At 66.1% G+C, this 14,712-nt stretch carries 13 protein-coding genes; 3 read left to right on the top strand and 10 right to left on the bottom strand.

Features of this window, described 5'->3' with window-relative positions:
• Positions 1-18: 18 nt before the first annotated feature.
• Positions 19-189: a Flp family type IVb pilin gene (locus tag T8S45_RS04850; protein ID WP_188641891.1), complete on the top strand. Its 171-nt coding sequence runs from the start codon at positions 19-21 to the stop codon at positions 187-189.
• Between the two features lie 78 nt (positions 190-267).
• On the opposite strand, the gene T8S45_RS04855 is transcribed toward T8S45_RS04850, so the two are convergent.
• From T8S45_RS04855 to T8S45_RS04875, 5 genes are all read right to left on the bottom strand, one after another.
• On the bottom strand, positions 268-1,761 hold the full coding sequence (locus T8S45_RS04855) for a M48 family metalloprotease (RefSeq protein WP_322294873.1): 1,494 nt from the start codon (positions 1,759-1,761) through the stop codon (positions 268-270).
• A gap of 145 nt (positions 1,762-1,906) precedes the next feature.
• The gene (locus tag T8S45_RS04860) at positions 1,907-2,851 is read right to left on the bottom strand and encodes an acetyl-CoA carboxylase carboxyltransferase subunit alpha (RefSeq protein WP_188641893.1); all 945 of its coding nucleotides are present in this window, start codon (positions 2,849-2,851) and stop codon (positions 1,907-1,909) included.
• Positions 2,852-2,893: 42 nt separating this feature from the next.
• Positions 2,894-3,811 carry a tyrosine recombinase gene (locus T8S45_RS04865; protein WP_322294874.1) on the bottom strand — a complete coding sequence of 306 codons (918 nt, stop codon included), beginning with the start codon at positions 3,809-3,811 and terminating at the stop codon, positions 2,894-2,896.
• Complete coding sequence (locus tag T8S45_RS04870; RefSeq protein WP_322294875.1) at positions 3,808-5,532, bottom strand: hypothetical protein; 1,725 nt, start codon at positions 5,530-5,532, stop codon at positions 3,808-3,810. Before T8S45_RS04870 ends, T8S45_RS04865 begins: the two co-directional genes overlap by 4 nt.
• Complete coding sequence (locus T8S45_RS04875; RefSeq protein WP_188641895.1) at positions 5,532-5,678, bottom strand: hypothetical protein; 147 nt, start codon at positions 5,676-5,678, stop codon at positions 5,532-5,534. Before T8S45_RS04875 ends, T8S45_RS04870 begins: the two co-directional genes overlap by 1 nt.
• A 60-nt stretch (positions 5,679-5,738) precedes the next feature.
• Between T8S45_RS04875 and T8S45_RS04880 the strand changes: the two genes are divergently transcribed.
• Complete coding sequence (locus tag T8S45_RS04880) at positions 5,739-6,308, top strand: shikimate kinase (RefSeq protein WP_188641896.1); 570 nt, start codon at positions 5,739-5,741, stop codon at positions 6,306-6,308.
• Positions 6,296-7,405: a 3-dehydroquinate synthase gene (gene aroB / locus T8S45_RS04885; RefSeq protein ID WP_322294876.1), complete on the top strand. Its 1,110-nt coding sequence runs from the start codon at positions 6,296-6,298 to the stop codon at positions 7,403-7,405. Before T8S45_RS04880 ends, aroB begins: the two co-directional genes overlap by 13 nt.
• Before the next feature lie 7 nt (positions 7,406-7,412).
• Here the strand turns inward: aroB and T8S45_RS04890 are convergent, their stop codons facing one another.
• The 5 genes from T8S45_RS04890 to scpA form a co-directional block, all read right to left on the bottom strand.
• Positions 7,413-8,198, bottom strand: coding sequence for a thioesterase family protein (locus T8S45_RS04890; RefSeq protein ID WP_322294877.1), 786 nt, complete (start codon positions 8,196-8,198; stop codon positions 7,413-7,415).
• A 3-nt stretch (positions 8,199-8,201) separates the two neighbouring features.
• Positions 8,202-10,244 carry an ATP-binding protein gene (locus tag T8S45_RS04895; RefSeq protein WP_322294878.1) on the bottom strand — a complete coding sequence of 681 codons (2,043 nt, stop codon included), beginning with the start codon at positions 10,242-10,244 and terminating at the stop codon, positions 8,202-8,204.
• A complete protein-coding gene (locus T8S45_RS04900; protein ID WP_322294879.1) occupies positions 10,244-11,044 on the bottom strand; it encodes a heme-dependent oxidative N-demethylase family protein in 801 nt (266 codons plus the stop codon). Before T8S45_RS04900 ends, T8S45_RS04895 begins: the two co-directional genes overlap by 1 nt.
• Before the next feature lie 92 nt (positions 11,045-11,136).
• On the bottom strand, positions 11,137-12,147 hold the full coding sequence (gene bioB, locus T8S45_RS04905) for a biotin synthase BioB (RefSeq protein ID WP_322294880.1): 1,011 nt from the start codon (positions 12,145-12,147) through the stop codon (positions 11,137-11,139).
• A 368-nt stretch (positions 12,148-12,515) separates the two neighbouring features.
• Complete coding sequence (gene scpA / locus T8S45_RS04910) at positions 12,516-14,675, bottom strand: methylmalonyl-CoA mutase (protein WP_322294881.1); 2,160 nt, start codon at positions 14,673-14,675, stop codon at positions 12,516-12,518.
• Positions 14,676-14,712: the final 37 nt, after the last annotated feature.

Raw genomic sequence — 14,712 nt, forward strand, 5'->3', positions numbered from 1 at the left:
CAAACCAGGAGACTTAGGATGAAATTCTTCAACAAGCTGATCAAAGACGAAGCCGGCGCCACCGCCATCGAATACGGCCTGATCGCCGCGCTGATCGCGGTTGCCGCCGTGACCGCGATGCAGGGCCTCGGCACTCAGCTGCAGACGACCTTCAACACCGCCTCGACCAAGATGGCGAGCTCGGTCTAAGCCAAGCGCTTAGCGAAATCGAAGAGGGCGGCGAGGCAACTCGCCGCCCTTTTTCCTATGCGCGATCGGCGTCAGACGTCAGTAGGTGACGAGCTTGACCTTGTCCCCGGCGCGCAGGTTCGCGTTCGCCTCGAGGTCGTTGAGCACGAGGAAGCGTTCGAGCTGGTAATTCGAATAGCTCATGCGGCTCGCGATCGAGCGTACGGTATCCCCCGAACGCACGGTGTAGATGTCGACCTTGCGCGGGCGGACATTGGCCGCTTCCGAATCGCTGATCCGCCGCATCGATTCGTACATCGAGTTGAACACGCCGGCATTGCCGGCCTGGGTCACCGTGAGGAAGTGGAACGCCTGTCCGTTCGAGAATTCGTAGGCGAATACCGTTGCGTCGACTTGGCCGTTGCCGGTGTTGACCCGCGCGACGCCATAGGCGGCGGGAATACCGTTGACCGTCGTGCGCTGGACGCTCGAGGGCTGGATCTGCTGCTGGTCCGAGAGACCGGCAAAGACGCTGCGGACATAGCGGTCGAGATCGCCGTTATAGGGAGCCATCGTGAACTGCCCCTGCCCCGACTGTCCGCCGATCGACACCGCACGGGTGCCGTTGACCAGATAGAAACCTTGCGGCGCGCGGAAGGCGAGCTTGAGGTCGGGATGGATGAAGGTCCCGTTCTCGACGATCCCCTGCCTAGGGTCGTCGCCGTAGAGCATGCCGTCGATATTGGTCAGGAACTGGTCTCGCGCGGTGATTCCGCCGACATCGTATTTCTGCGCTTCGGCGAGCGCTTCCTGCACGCGCGAGGCGGGATCGGGGTGGGTCGACGCCCATTCGGGCACGCGCGTCTCGCCGCGGCCCATCATCCGCGCATCGAGCGCGTTCTGCGCCGCGAGGCTCGACAGAACCGTCGCCATCGCGCGTTCGTCGTAGCCCGCGCGGTTGAGATAGAGCGCGCCGAGCTTGTCGGCCTCGAGTTCCTGCCCGCGCGAATAGCTGAGCGTCAGCAGCTGCGAGCCCTGGAGCAAGCCGCGGGCGAGCGTGTCGCCGAGGCCCGAACCGCCGAGGAATACGCTCGACAGGATCGCGCCGACGGTGCCGAGAATGCTGTTGCGCTGGGCTTCGGCCTGGCGGCGTTCGACATGCCGTGCGGCGACGTGGCCGACTTCGTGCCCGAGCACGCCGGCGAGTTCGGCCTCGTTATCCATCAGCGCGACCAGCTGACGGGTGGTGTAGACGTAACCGCCGGGGATCGCGAAGGCGTTGTTGATCGAGGAATTGAGCAGCGTGACCGTATAGGCGTCGCGGCCGTTGGCGAGACCGGACTGCGCGGCGATGTTCTTGCCCACGCGTTCGACATAGGCACCGCCCGGGCCGGTATATTCGCCACCGAATTCGGCCAGCAGCTTGGGATGGTATTCGGCACCCTGCGCGCGATCTTCGGCGCTGATCGGTTCGGGCACCTGGTTGATGTCGTAATCACCCCCGCCGCCGAGCAGGCCGGCGCCGGCGGCGCAGCCGCTCAGCAGGAGGCAGGTGATGGCGGCGGTGGTGGTCTTCAAAGCGGTTTTCGGCATCTTCGCATCTCCTCTGACGCGCCCCGCCTTCTGGTGGACGGTGCACTCAAGGCCCGCGGTCGATGTGCGGGCGATTATGTCAGAGGAAATCCGTTGTCCGTGGCTAAAGTTCCCGAGCGAACCGCTTTTCTGGCCGCAAGGGCGGTCAGCCCTCGCCCATCCGCAGGAAGCGTTCCTCGCGCATCGCGCGAAGGCGGGTCGAGTCCAACTCACCCAGCGTTTCGAGTTCTTCCTCGAGCGCCTTGCCGAGCGAAGCGCAGGCTTTTTCCGGTGCCCGATGCGCGCCGCCGACGGGTTCGGCGACGATCCGGTCGATGACGCCGATCTTGAGCAGGTCCTGCGCGGTCATCTTCATCGCTTCCGCGGCATCGGGGGCATTTTCCGCGGTGCGCCAGAGGATCGACGCGCAACCTTCGGGGCTGATAACCGAATAGACCGCGTGTTCAAACATCAGCACGCGTTCGGCGCTCGCCAACGCGACCGCGCCGCCCGATCCGCCCTCGCCGACGATCGCCGAAACCATCGGCACCGGCAGCGCGAGGCAGGCCTCGGTCGACCGGGCGATCGCCTCGGCCTGGCCACGCTCTTCCGCTTCGATTCCGGGAAACGCGCCCGAGGTATCGACCAGCGTGACGACCGGCAGGCCGAACCGCCCGGCGAGGTCCATCAGGCGGATCGCCTTGCGGTAGCCTTCGGGTTTGCCCATGCCGAAATTGTGCCGGAGCCGGGATTCGGTGTCGTGTCCCTTCTCGTGGCCGATCAGCACGACCCGGCGCTCGCCGAGCTTCGCCAGCCCGCCGATGATCGCCTCGTCCTCGGCGAAGTAGCGATCGCCGCCGAGCGGGACGAAATCGTCGAAGATGTTGGCGACGTAATCGCGGAAGTGCGGGCGGCCCGGGTGGCGGGCGACCTGGGTCTTCTGCCACGGGCTGAGCCGCGCATAGGTCCCGCCGAGCAAGGTCGCGCGCTTCTCGCGCAGTTTTTCGATCTCGCCAGAAAGGTCGACGTCCTCTCCGGACGCGCTTTCAAGCTCGGTGATGCGCGAATCGATCTCCGCGATCGGTTTCTCGAATTCGAGATAGGATGCCATGCGGACCCGCTACCGCCCCCGCCCGCGCGCGGCAAGGGCCAGCTATGTTCCGCGCTTGCGCGCGGCGAGCGGATGCCGCGTGTTCACCAGCTCCACGAGCCGGGCCGCATCGACATGGGTGTATATCTGCGTGGTCGCGATATCGGCATGGCCGAGCAGCGTCTGAAGCACGCGTAAATCCGCGCCGCCCTCCAGCAAGTGTGTGGCGAAGGCATGGCGCAGCACGTGCGGGCTGACCTTTTCGGGCGGCAATCCCGCGCGCGCGGCCAGTTCGCGCAACAGCTGGTAGAGCCGAATCCGGGTCAGGTGGCCCGATTTCCCGCGGGAGGGGAAAAGGAAACGCGAACCATCACCTTTCGCTTCGGCCCCGCGACATGCGGCCCAGCGCGCCAGCGCATAGCGGGCACGCGTCGACACCGGGACCATGCGCTGCTGTCCGCCCTTGCCCGTCACCGTCACGAAGGGCGCATCGCGAGGGACCGCGCTCAGTGGCAGCGAGACCAGCTCGGTCGCGCGCAGGCCCGAGCCGTAAAGCATCTCGAGCAGGGCCAGCATCCGCAACTTGGCCGGCGCTTCCCCCTCGGCCTCGGTCTCGGCGCGTTCGAGCAAGGCCTCGACCTGCGCCTGCGAGAGGATCCTTGGCAACGGCCGGCGAAGGCGGGGGGTGGGCAGCGCGGAGGAGGGATCGTCCGCGCGCAGCCTTTCGTCCACCGCAAAGCCGTAGAACTGCCGCAGCGCCGAGACCTTGCGCGCCACGGTCGAGGGCGCGAGCTTGGCCCAGTGCCCCGGCAGTTGGCGCAGATCGTCCCGCTCGGCCTCGAGCAGGTCGCCTATCACCGCCTCGGCCTGGTCGAGATCGCGCGCATAGGCCGCCAAGGTATTCGCCGCAGCGCCGCGCTCTGCCGCCATCATCTCGAGGAAATCCGCGATTGCCGCGGAATGCCCTGCGGTGTCGCTCACCCGCGCGCGACCGCCTCGGCCGCGATCATCCGGGCCTCGGCGGAAAGCCCCACCCGGTCGAGCGCGCGGACGATATGGTAGAGATGCAGCGGGGTCATCTTGGCCCAGCTGTCGCCCTGCATGCCGAGCCCCGCAAGCAACGCGACCAGCGGCGCGCTGCCGCTGTCCGCCGCACCCGAGATCGCACGGGTCCAGCGGGTTTGCCGTGCGAGGTCGATATCGTAGTCGCGCGCCACGCCGTCGCTGGCCCTACCCAACCCGGCCAGTCCGGCGACAAACAGGCGGGTTGCGTGGTCGCTGTCACCGACCTCGCCGACCGACACCGCATCGCGCTGTGGATTGACGAGCGCGAGCATCGCCCAGGCCTTCGATCCGTTTTCGACCACCCCGGTCCAGCGCAGCGCGTTGCGATCGAGCCCGGCGGCGAGCATCGCGGCGACCAGTTCGTCGCCATCGTCGGCGAAAGCCTCGTCGACCGGCATGCGGGCGGCCGCATAGGCGGTCGCGACGCGCGTCCCGTAGGGCGCATTGACATCGGCGCTCCACAGCGTGCGAAGCGCGCTCATCCGCTCTTCCGGATCGGCGGCAACATAGGCGCGGCGCAGTACCTCGGCACGATCGGCGAGAACGGTGCCGGTGTCGCCCGTCCCGTAAGCGATGCTGAGCAGGTCAACCATCGCCTGTGAGGACAATACACCGTTCGCGGCTGCGAACCACGATGAAGACGCACGGTCGTCGAGCGCGAGCGCCGGCGAGGTCGCATCGACCATGGCGTAATAACGGCCCGCGCCCGCGCGCAGGCTGTCGGGCACGTCGAGCCCGGTCGCGACCGCGAGAGAATAGGCGAACGGGGTGAGTTCGTCGGTCCCGTCCCATTCGATATTGACCGCACGGCGAGTGGAACCACCGGCACCGGCATAGCGCTGGGCGAGCAGCATCTCCGTGCGCGAGAGCACACCCTGCTGGCGCTTGCGCTCGAGCTGCCGCAGCGCCGCCGCGCTGCGTCCCGAATAAGCGCCGCAGATGTCGCGGGTGACCTTGATGCGCGGATCCTCGGCATCGTAAGGGCTCACGATCTCGAGCATCGGGCAGGCCCCGACGACGTCACCGGTAGCGACGAAGGCATCGAAGGCCGCGGCGGTCATCGCCGTGTCATAGGCGATATTGTCGACCTGCTGGGCGAGGCCGCGCGCAACCTGGCCCTCGCCCATCCGTACCAGTAGCGCGGTTCGCATCGCGGCAAAATCGACCGGGTCCATTCCCTCTGGCGCGGCGAGGCGCGAGGCCAGCGCGCGGCGCAACACGATATGCCCCCAGCGCGAGACGAGCCGGCCGCGATTGCCGCGCAGCGCGGCTTCGACCAGGGCCGCCGGTTGCGGCCCGAGCGCGGCCGCCTCCAACCCGCCCTCGCCTTCGGCCAGCAGGCCCACCGCGCGCAGCGAACGCCGCGCCGCTGCCGGAATATCGGCCTTGGGCTTGAGATCGAACAATTCCTCGAACTCGTCGTCCGACATCCGTTCGAGCTCTTCGAGCGAAGGGAGGTTGCGCGGCAGGCTGACCGCGGGCGCGGCATCGCGACCGATGTCCTGCACCACGGGCTCGGATACCGTCGCCTCCGGGCTCGGAGCCGGAGCGGCGGGGGTCTCTTCCTGCATCGCCGCAACCGCAATTGCCGAGCTGAGTACCAGCGCGCCACCGAGGGCGAGATAGGCCTTACGCATCAGCGCGCTCCTTCGGGCACGGGAATATCCTCGACGATCAGCTCGATCTCGCGTTCGCCGCCGTCGATCCAGGCAAGCACGAGGATCGCGAGCAGCAATACCGCGCCGATAGCGACCCACATACCCTTACCGATCCTGCCAGCCATTTCCGACCCTGCTCCAAACGCGCTTGCGCCTCGCCTAGCCGATCTATAGCCGCCGCTTCAATGCCCGACATGTCGCAACCCGAACTTGCCACGCTGGCACAACGGCTCGACCGGCCGGTGGTGCTTGTCGGCCTGATGGGCGCGGGCAAGAGCACGGTAGGTCGTCGGCTGGCCGAATTGCTCGGGGTCGATTTCGTCGATGTCGACGAGGAGATCGAGCGCGCGGCGAACCTCACGGTCGCGGAGATCTTCGAGCGCTTTGGCGAAGAGCATTTTCGCGACGGGGAACGCCGGGTGTTCACCCGCCTGCTCGACGATTCGGCCGGCAAGGGCATGGTCATTGCGGCGGGGGGCGGCGCGTTCTCCGAACCGACGACCCGACAGTTGATCCTTTCGCGCGCAATCTCGGTGTGGCTCGACAGCGACGATGCCACGCTGGCCGAACGCGCGACACGGCGCGACACTCGACCCTTGCTGCGCGAAGGCGATCCACGGGAAAAGCTGGCCGAATTGCGCAGGCGCAGGCTGGCCGATTACGGCGCGGCACCGATCTGGGTGAAAAGCGGGCGCGGCGCGCACCGCAAGGTCGCGCTCGACATCGCGAAAGGGATCGAGCGATGGATCGGATAGGAGTCTCCACTCCTTCGGCTTCGTACGAGGTGATCGTCGGCCGCGGACTGGTGGATGCGATCGGACTGCTCGCCGGCGACTTCCTCCCCGAGGCGCGCGTATGCGTCGTGACCGACGGAAACGTGAAGGCGCTGCACGGCGCCGCGCTCGATGCCGCCCTCACCGGGGCGGGACGGGCGATCGCCTGGCACGTCGTCGATCCGGGCGAAGGCGCCAAGAGCTGGCAAGGGCTCGAAGCGCTCAGCGACTGGCTGCTCGAACAGGGCGTGGCGCGCGGCGATCATATCGTCGCCTTCGGCGGCGGTGTGGTCGGCGATCTGGCCGGATTCGCTGCCGCGATCCACAAGCGCGGCTGCGGCTTCATCCAGGTGCCCACCACGCTGCTCGCGCAGGTCGACAGTTCGGTCGGTGGCAAGACCGCGATCAATTCGGCAGCGGGAAAGAACATGGTCGGTGCGTTCCACCAGCCCGGGCTGGTGCTCGCCGATATCGACCTGCTCGACACGCTGCCCGAGCGCGAACTGCGCGCCGGGTTTGCCGAGGTGATCAAATACGGCCTGATCGGCGATCGCGAATTTTTCGAGTGGTGTGCCGCCAACGCACCCGCGCTGCTCGCCGACGATCATGACCTTCGCGGCGAGGCGGTCACGCACTGTATCCGCGCCAAAGCGGCGATCGTGGCGCAGGACGAGACCGAGCGCACTGGCGCGCGCGCGCTGCTCAATCTCGGCCACACCTTCGGCCATGCGCTCGAAGCGGCAACGGGGTTCTCGGACCGATTGCTCCACGGCGAAGCCGTCGCGCTGGGCATGGCGCTTGCAGCGAAATACTCGGTGCGGCTCGGATGCCTCTCGATCAATGCTGCGCAGCAAATCGATGAGACCATTGGACTTTCCGGCTTGCCATCTTCATTCGCCGCGCTCGGCATAAAAGCGAACGGCGAGGCGATTGCTGCGCTCATGCTGCACGACAAGAAGGCCAGTGGCGGCAAGGTTCCGTTGATCCTGCTGCGCGAAATCGGCGAGGCGTTCGTGCACCCCGATGCCGACCTCGAAGACGTCGCGGCGTTCCTCGATACGGAGCTACAGGCGCACTAGCGAGCGCTCAGCCGAACAGGGCGAAAGACTGCATCTGCGCCGCCAGCGGGCGACCGTCGCGATCCCACACCGACATGTCCTGGTTCGAATTGCCGTCGCGCGCGTGATCGGCGCGGCTATCAAGCAGGAACCAGCCATCCCGCGTCGCCGGATCGTCGGTCAGCAGGTTCACCTGCCACATCATAGAGCTCATCGGGGCCCGCACGGGACCGAGCCCGAGCACGCCGGGCGGCAAAGCATCGGCCAGCAGCAGAAGCTCGGTCGTCGGGTCGAGCCCGTCCCGATCCTCGAGCCGCGCATACCATGTGAGCGAGGGCTCCGCTTCGTCGAGCTTGGGCCGCGCGAATTTCAGTTCGAGATTGCTCGTGAAGGTCGGCCGCGCATCGTGACTGGGGAGATGCGAGGCTTGGTCGAGACTGACCAGGTCTCGGGGCGCCGGGCGGTTGCTGAACGCATAACCACTTTCGAGAGCGCGCATGAACACGAAGGTCGCGGTCAGGCCGATACCCTTCTCGCCCTCGATCTCGGCTGCGATCCAGGTCGCGTTGCGCCCCTGTCGCAGCACTTTCGCGCGCAACGTCACGTCGCCCGCGAGCGGACCGACGAAGGCGATTTGCGCCGAGCGCAGCGGCGGCAGGTCCTCGCTCACCCGTCGCGCGGCCTCGTAGGCGAGCGCCGTCGAATATCCGCCATAGGCCGTGCGCCCCTGCGCCCATTCGGGCGGCACCTGCGCGGCGAAGCCATCGCCCTCCTCGCGGATCGCAGCGAACAGCTGTCCGGCGGACTGCGTCACTGGCTATTCCAGCTCGAGAATCACGGCATCGACCGCGAGGCTGTCGCCTTCCGCGGCGTTGATCTTCGCGATCGTGCCTTCCTTCTCGGCGCGGAGGATGTTCTCCATCTTCATCGCCTCGACCGTCGCGAGCGGCTGGCCCGGCTGGACTTCCTCGCCCTCTTCGACATGGAGGCTGACGAGCAGGCCCGGCATCGGGCAGATCAGCATCTTCGAAAGGTCCGGCGGTTCCTTTTCGATCATGTGCTGCGCCAGCGGTGCGACATGCGCGGGCAGGATGCGCAATTCGTGCGTCGCCCCGCGCGTGGTGAGCGCAAGGCCGGTGTTCGTGCGGCGCACCTGCACGGTGAGCGGATCGCCGCCCTCGCCGTCCTCGTCGGCGTCGAACAGCGCGTGCACGATCCGGTCGCCCGGCGTGTATTCCATCGACAGGTCGATCGCCTCGCCGTCGACGACGATTTCGTCTTCGGTGATCGTGACGTCGCGCGAAGTTTCGCCGATCCGGATCGCCCAGTCGTATTGCGGATCGGGCGCGCCGTTCAATTGCTGGTCGACCCGCTTGGCGCGGTCGCTGGTGGCCGTAGCCATGAAGCCCGCCATCGCCGACAGGCGGCGCAGCAATTGCTCGTCGGCCGGAGCACCTTCGAAGCCTTCGGGGTATTCCTCGGCGATGAAGCCGGTGGTCAGTTCGCCCGAGCGAAAGCGCTCGTGTTGCATGATCGCGCTCAGGAAATCGACATTGTGGCCGAGCCCCTCGATCTCGAACGCGTCGAGCGCGAGCACCTGGAGGTCGGCGGCCTCGTCGCGCGTCTCGCCCCAGGTCACCAGCTTGGCGATCATGGGGTCGTAGAACATCGAGACTTCGCCGCCTTCGAACACGCCGTCGTCGACGCGCACGCCGTCGACCCCGCGGCGGCCGTTTGCGCTGCCGTCATTGGTCCAGCCCGGCAGCGGGGGATCGTAGCGCACGAGGCGCCCGGTCGAAGGCAGGAAGCCCCGATAGGGATCTTCGGCATAGACGCGGTTCTCGATCGCCCAGCCGTCGATCGTGACGTCGTCCTGCGTCATCTCGAGCTTCTCGCCCGCGGCGACGCGGATCATCTGCTCGACGAGGTCGACGCCGGTGATCGCCTCGGTCACCGGATGCTCGACCTGCAGGCGGGTGTTCATTTCGAGAAAGTAGAAGCTCTCGCCGGTCTTGTCCGCGCCCGACACGATCAGCTCGACCGTCCCGGCGCTGTGATAATCGACCGCCTTGGACAGCGCGACGCACTGCTCGCCCATCGCCTTGCGCATCTTCTCGGTGACGAAGGGCGACGGCGCTTCCTCGACCACCTTCTGGTGGCGGCGCTGGATCGAGCACTCGCGCTCGTTCAAATAGATCACGTTGCCGTGCTTGTCGCCGAGGATCTGAATCTCGATGTGGCGCGGGTCCTCGATGAATTTCTCGATGAACACGCGGTCGTCGCCGAAGCTGTTCTTGCCCTCGCGCTGGGTGGCTTCGAAGCCTTCCTTCACGTCGGTGTCGTTCCACGCGAGGCGCATGCCCTTGCCGCCGCCGCCCGCGCTGGCCTTCATCATCACCGGATAGCCGATGTCGTTGGCCCATTTGAGCGCTTCCTCGGTGGTGTCGATCGCGTCGGGCGAGCCGGGCACGGTATTGACCCCGGCCTCCTTCGCGATGCGCTTAGATTCGATCTTGTCGCCCATCGCTGCGATCGCGGAAGCCGGCGGGCCGATGAAGGCGATGCCTTCCTTGTCGAGCGCCTCGACGAAGCTCGCGCGCTCGGACAGGAAGCCGTAACCCGGATGCACGGCGTCGGCCCCGGTCTGCTTGCAGGCAGCGATGATCTTGTCGGCGACGAGATAGCTCTCCGCCGCCTGCGCCGGGCCGATATGCACCGCCTCGTCCGCCATCTTCACGAACGGCGCGCGGGCATCGGCATCGGAATAGACCGCGACGGTGGCGATCCCCATCCGCTTGGCGGTCTGGATCACGCGGCAGGCGATTTCACCGCGATTGGCGATCAGGATTTTCTTGAACACTAAGTCGACCTCTCCATGTCTCGTGCAGCCGCATAGCCGATTAGCGCGTCGGCGTAAGCCCCCGCGCCGCGCCGATCCCCCTCGCCCTCGACCAGCGTGCCGACCGCGCGGGCGAGCATGGCGACATTGGCGTCGGACAAGGTGCCGAGCGGCGCAACATAGACGCCGATCGTGAACAGGATTGCGCCGGTTTCGGGCAGGCGGCGCAGCGTCTGGCGTTCGGAGCGGACGAACAGGGTCTCGCCCGCATTCTCGCGCGTGACGTGCGCGAAGGCGACCTCCGGTGGTTCGGCGACCCAGCGCTTCGCATCGGTCGCGGCGATGAACCAGTTGCAGCGCCCGTAGATCGCGCCCGGCTTGAGCTTGCCCATGAAATTGTCGACGCCGGTGGCGAGCTGTTCCTCGTACCCCTGAATCGGCGCATGTAGCGCGCGCAGCGGCAGGCCCAGTTTTTCGGCAGGTGTCCAGTCGGAGGGCCACGCTACCGCCGCACCGACGAGGCGGTATTGCTCTTCACCCTCGCGGAGCGTGAGCAAGCACATATCCTCGTGATGCGTGGCAGCGGCTTCGGGAAGGCCGCCGGATAGGCCGAGCATCGTGGCCAGCTCCGCTCCCGGCGCCTCGCCTTCGGGTAAATGCTGGATACCTTCGGGGTAGTCTGCAAAGCCTTCGGCGCGCGCCTGCAGGTTAGGATCGGGCTGGAGCCATTCGCTCTCGTCGAGCTTGGCGAGCCCCATCTTGAGCACGCCCCCGCCGCGTGCCCTGGGAAGGAGGTCAGGGACGGAGAAGCCGAGGGTCACCAACTACCTCGTCATTCCCGCCAAGGCGGGAATCCATCCGGACCGCGATGGAACTGGATTCCCGCATTCGCGGGAACGACGAAGGAAAGACTTCACTCCGCCGGTTCCATTACCTTGCACGCGCGCAGCGGCTCATCGCCTTGCAGCGCGGTCAGCCCGAGCTTGTCGAACAGCGCGGCGTCGCTGTCGTCGCCGGCATTGGGCGCGGTGAGCAGCTTGTCGCCGGTGAAGATCGAGTTCGCACCCGCCAGGAAGCACAGTGCCTGCGTCGCCTCACTCATGCTCTCGCGGCCCGCGGACAACCGCACCATGCTCATCGGCATGGTGATCCGCGCCACCGCGACAGTGCGGACGAATTCGATATCGTCGATCTTGGCCAGCGGCGTGTCGGCCAGCATGTCGCCCAGAACCGTGCCCTTGACCGGGACCAGCGCGTTGACCGGCACGCTTTCGGGATGCTGTTCGAGCGTGGCGAGCGTGTGAACGAAGCCGACGCGGTCCTCGCGCGTCTCACCCATGCCGACGATCCCGCCGCTGCACACGTTGATCCCCGCATCGCGGACGTATTGCAGCGTATCGAGCCGGTCCTGGAAATTGCGGGTCGAGATCACCCGTTCGTAATATTCGGGGCTGCTGTCGACATTGTGGTTGTAATAGTCGAGCCCGGCTTCCTTGAGCATCTCGGCCTGCTCGGGCGTCAGCATGCCCAGCGTCATGCAGGTTTCGAGCCCCATTTCGCGCACGCCCTTCACGATCTCGACGATCTTGGGCATGTCGCGGTCCTTGGGATTGCGCCAGGCGGCACCCATGCAGAAGCGCTGCGAGCCTGCATCCTTCGCCTGCGCCGCCGATTGCAGCACGCGCTGCACGTCCATCAGCTTGGTCGCCTCGACACCGCTATCGGCCTTCACCGACTGCGAGCAATAGCCGCAATCCTCCGGACACCCGCCGGTCTTGATCGAGAGCAGCGTGCAGAGCTGCACCTGCTCGGGCGGATGGAACTCCCGGTGGACCGTCGCCGCGCGAAACAACAACTCGGTGAAAGGGAGGTCGAAAAGGTCCGCGATTTCCTCGCGGGTCCAGTCGGTGCGGATTTGGGTCATTTTTTTCTGCGTTCCATGATTTCTGCCCGTCGGAACATGCTCTCGACTGCCTTGTCACTCCAAAGCGATCCATTAAGCATTCGCGACTTTGCGACGTGATTGAGAAACGCCGAACACCTTTTTGGCTCGTGATTCTCAGCCTTAAATTGTGTCCGATACTTCCGATATATTCGGCTGACAAAGGTTGGACCATTCCCTAGTGCCGAAATGAGTTCGGGCTCGGTGGTCAGTTGACGCTCTCGTTTCTTTCTCTGCTGAGCGGCGATGATTTTTCCCGTCTGCTTGAGCGTAAAGCGCTTCGTACTCGCACCTCCTTTGCCTCGAAACCGGCGACTGACCATATTTCGAACCAAAGTTTTATACATCGGTCACTCCGCCGCCTCGTCCAGATCCTCACCGGCGGGCGGCATGTTGTGGCCCAGCAGGCGCAGCACGTCCGCCGCGCATTCGACCACGTTGCTGCCCGGGCCGTAGATGCCCTGCACGCCTGCATCGCGGAGGAAGTCGTAATCCTTCTGCGGGATCACGCCGCCGGCGATCACCTTGATGTCGGCGCGGCCCGCATCCTTCAGCAGGCCGATCAGTTCAGGGATCAGCGTCTTGTGACCCGCCGCGAGGCTGCTCGCGCCGATCGCGTCGACACCGTTCTCGATCGCCATGTCGCGGGTTTCTTCGGGCGTCTGGAACAGCGGGCCGGAGACGACCTCGAAGCCCATGTCGGCGAAGGCGGATGCAATCACGTTAGCGCCGCGATCGTGGCCGTCCTGGCCCATCTTGGCGACCATCAGCTTGGGCGCGCGGCCCAGGCGGCGTTCGACCGCCTTCACGCCCGCGACCACCTGCGCATAGCGATCGTCGTCGGCATAAGCCTCGGAATAGACCCCGCGCACCGGCGTCGGGCTGGTGTCGTAGCGTCCGAAAGCGTCTTCCATCGCCTCGCTGATCTCGCCCAGGGTCGCGTCGTGCCGCGCGGCCTCGACCGCGAGCGCGAGGAGGTTGCCCTCGCGCTGGGCGGCGCCGCGCGCGAGCGCGTCGAGCGCGGCCTTGCAGGCGAAATCGTCGCGCGCTGCGCGCACCTTCTCGAGCCGCGCGATCTGGCTCTGGCGGACCTTGTGGTTGTCGATATCGAGCGTGTCGATCTCGTCTTCCTTGTCGCGGCGGTACTTGTTCACGCCCACGATCACGGTCTCGCCGCGATCGACGCTCGCCTGCTTGGCGGCGGCGGCTTCCTCGATCGCCGCCTTGGGCTTCCCGCTGGCGACGTATTCGGTCATCCCGCCCGCGGCCTCGACCTCGTCGAGCATCTTCTTGGCCTCGGTCACCAGCGCATCGGTGAGGCTCTCGATGTAGTACGAACCACCCAGCGGATCGGCGACATTGGTGATGCCGGTCTCTTCCTGGATCACCAGCTGCGTGTTGCGCGCGATGCGGGCGGAGAAATCGGTCGGCAGCGCGATCGCCTCGTCGAGCGCGTTGGTGTGGAGCGACTGCGTACCGCCGAGCACCGCCGCCATCGCCTCGATCGTGGTGCGGATGACGTTGTTGTAGGGATCCTGCTCCTGCAGCGAGACGCCGCTGGTCTGGCAGTGCGTGCGGAGCATCTTCGACTTGGGGTTCTGTGCCCCCAGCCCTTCCATGACATCGTGCCAAAGCGCACGCGCGGCGCGCATCTTGGCGATCTCCATGAAGAAATTCATGCCGATGCCCCAGAAGAAGCTGAGGCGCGGCGCGAAGGCATCGATGTCGAGCCCCGCTTCCATCGCGCGCTGGGCGTATTCCTTGCCGTCGGCGATCGTGAAGGCGAGCTCCTGCACCGCCGTCGCCCCGGCCTCGTGCATGTGATAGCCACTGATCGAGATCGAGTTGAAACGGGGCATGTGCTTAGAGGTGTAGGCGATGATGTCGCGCACGATCCGCATGCTCGGCTCGGGCGGGTAGATATAGGTGTTGCGGACCATGAACTCCTTGAGGATGTCGTTCTGGATGGTCCCCGAGAGTTTCTCCTGGCTGACCCCGCTGCGCTCGGCCGCGACGATGTAGAACGCCATCACCGGGATCACCGCGCCGTTCATCGTCATGCTGACCGACATCTCGTCTAGCGGGATCTGGTCGAACAGGATCTCCATGTCGCGCACGGTGTCGATCGCGACCCCCGCCTTGCCGACATCGCCGACCACGCGCGGGTGATCGCTGTCGTAGCCGCGGTGGGTCGCAAGGTCGAAGGCGACCGAGAGGCCCTTCTGACCCGCGGCGAGGTTACGACGATAGAAGGCGTTCGATTCCTCGGCGGTCGAGAAGCCCGCATATTGCCGGATCGTCCACGGGCGGCCGGTATACATCGAGGCGTAGGGCCCGCGGGTAAACGGCGCCATGCCGGGCACGCCGGGATCGAGTCCCTCGGTATCTTCGGAGGTGTAGAGCGGCTTGACGTCGATCCCCTCGGGCGTGTGCCAGGTGAGATCGCGGCCCTTCACTTCCTTGTCGGCCTTGGCTTTCCAGTCGTCGTAGGTCGGTGTCTTGTCGGTCATGCCACGCCCTTAAGCACAAAGGTCGCGCGCGGGAAAG

This window comes from Pseudoblastomonas marina (genome assembly GCF_034374265.1).
Classification (GTDB): Bacteria; Pseudomonadota; Alphaproteobacteria; order Sphingomonadales; family Sphingomonadaceae; genus Alteriqipengyuania_A; species Alteriqipengyuania_A marina.

Excerpts from the sequence above, each read along its gene's own strand:
- T8S45_RS04875 (WP_188641895.1), bottom strand. The coding sequence starts at position 5,678 with ATGGCTGGCAGGATCGGTAAGGGTATGTGGGTCGCTATCGGCGCGGTA.
- T8S45_RS04880 (WP_188641896.1), top strand. The coding sequence starts at position 5,739 with ATGCCCGACATGTCGCAACCCGAACTTGCCACGCTGGCACAACGGCTC.
- scpA (WP_322294881.1), bottom strand. The coding sequence starts at position 14,675 with ATGACCGACAAGACACCGACCTACGACGACTGGAAAGCCAAGGCCGAC.
- T8S45_RS04855 (WP_322294873.1), bottom strand. The coding sequence starts at position 1,761 with ATGCCGAAAACCGCTTTGAAGACCACCACCGCCGCCATCACCTGCCTC.
- T8S45_RS04870 (WP_322294875.1), bottom strand. The coding sequence starts at position 5,532 with ATGCGTAAGGCCTATCTCGCCCTCGGTGGCGCGCTGGTACTCAGCTCG.
- aroB (WP_322294876.1), top strand. The coding sequence starts at position 6,296 with ATGGATCGGATAGGAGTCTCCACTCCTTCGGCTTCGTACGAGGTGATC.
- T8S45_RS04860 (WP_188641893.1), bottom strand. The coding sequence starts at position 2,851 with ATGGCATCCTATCTCGAATTCGAGAAACCGATCGCGGAGATCGATTCG.
- bioB (WP_322294880.1), bottom strand. The coding sequence starts at position 12,147 with ATGACCCAAATCCGCACCGACTGGACCCGCGAGGAAATCGCGGACCTT.
- T8S45_RS04850 (WP_188641891.1), top strand. The coding sequence starts at position 19 with ATGAAATTCTTCAACAAGCTGATCAAAGACGAAGCCGGCGCCACCGCC.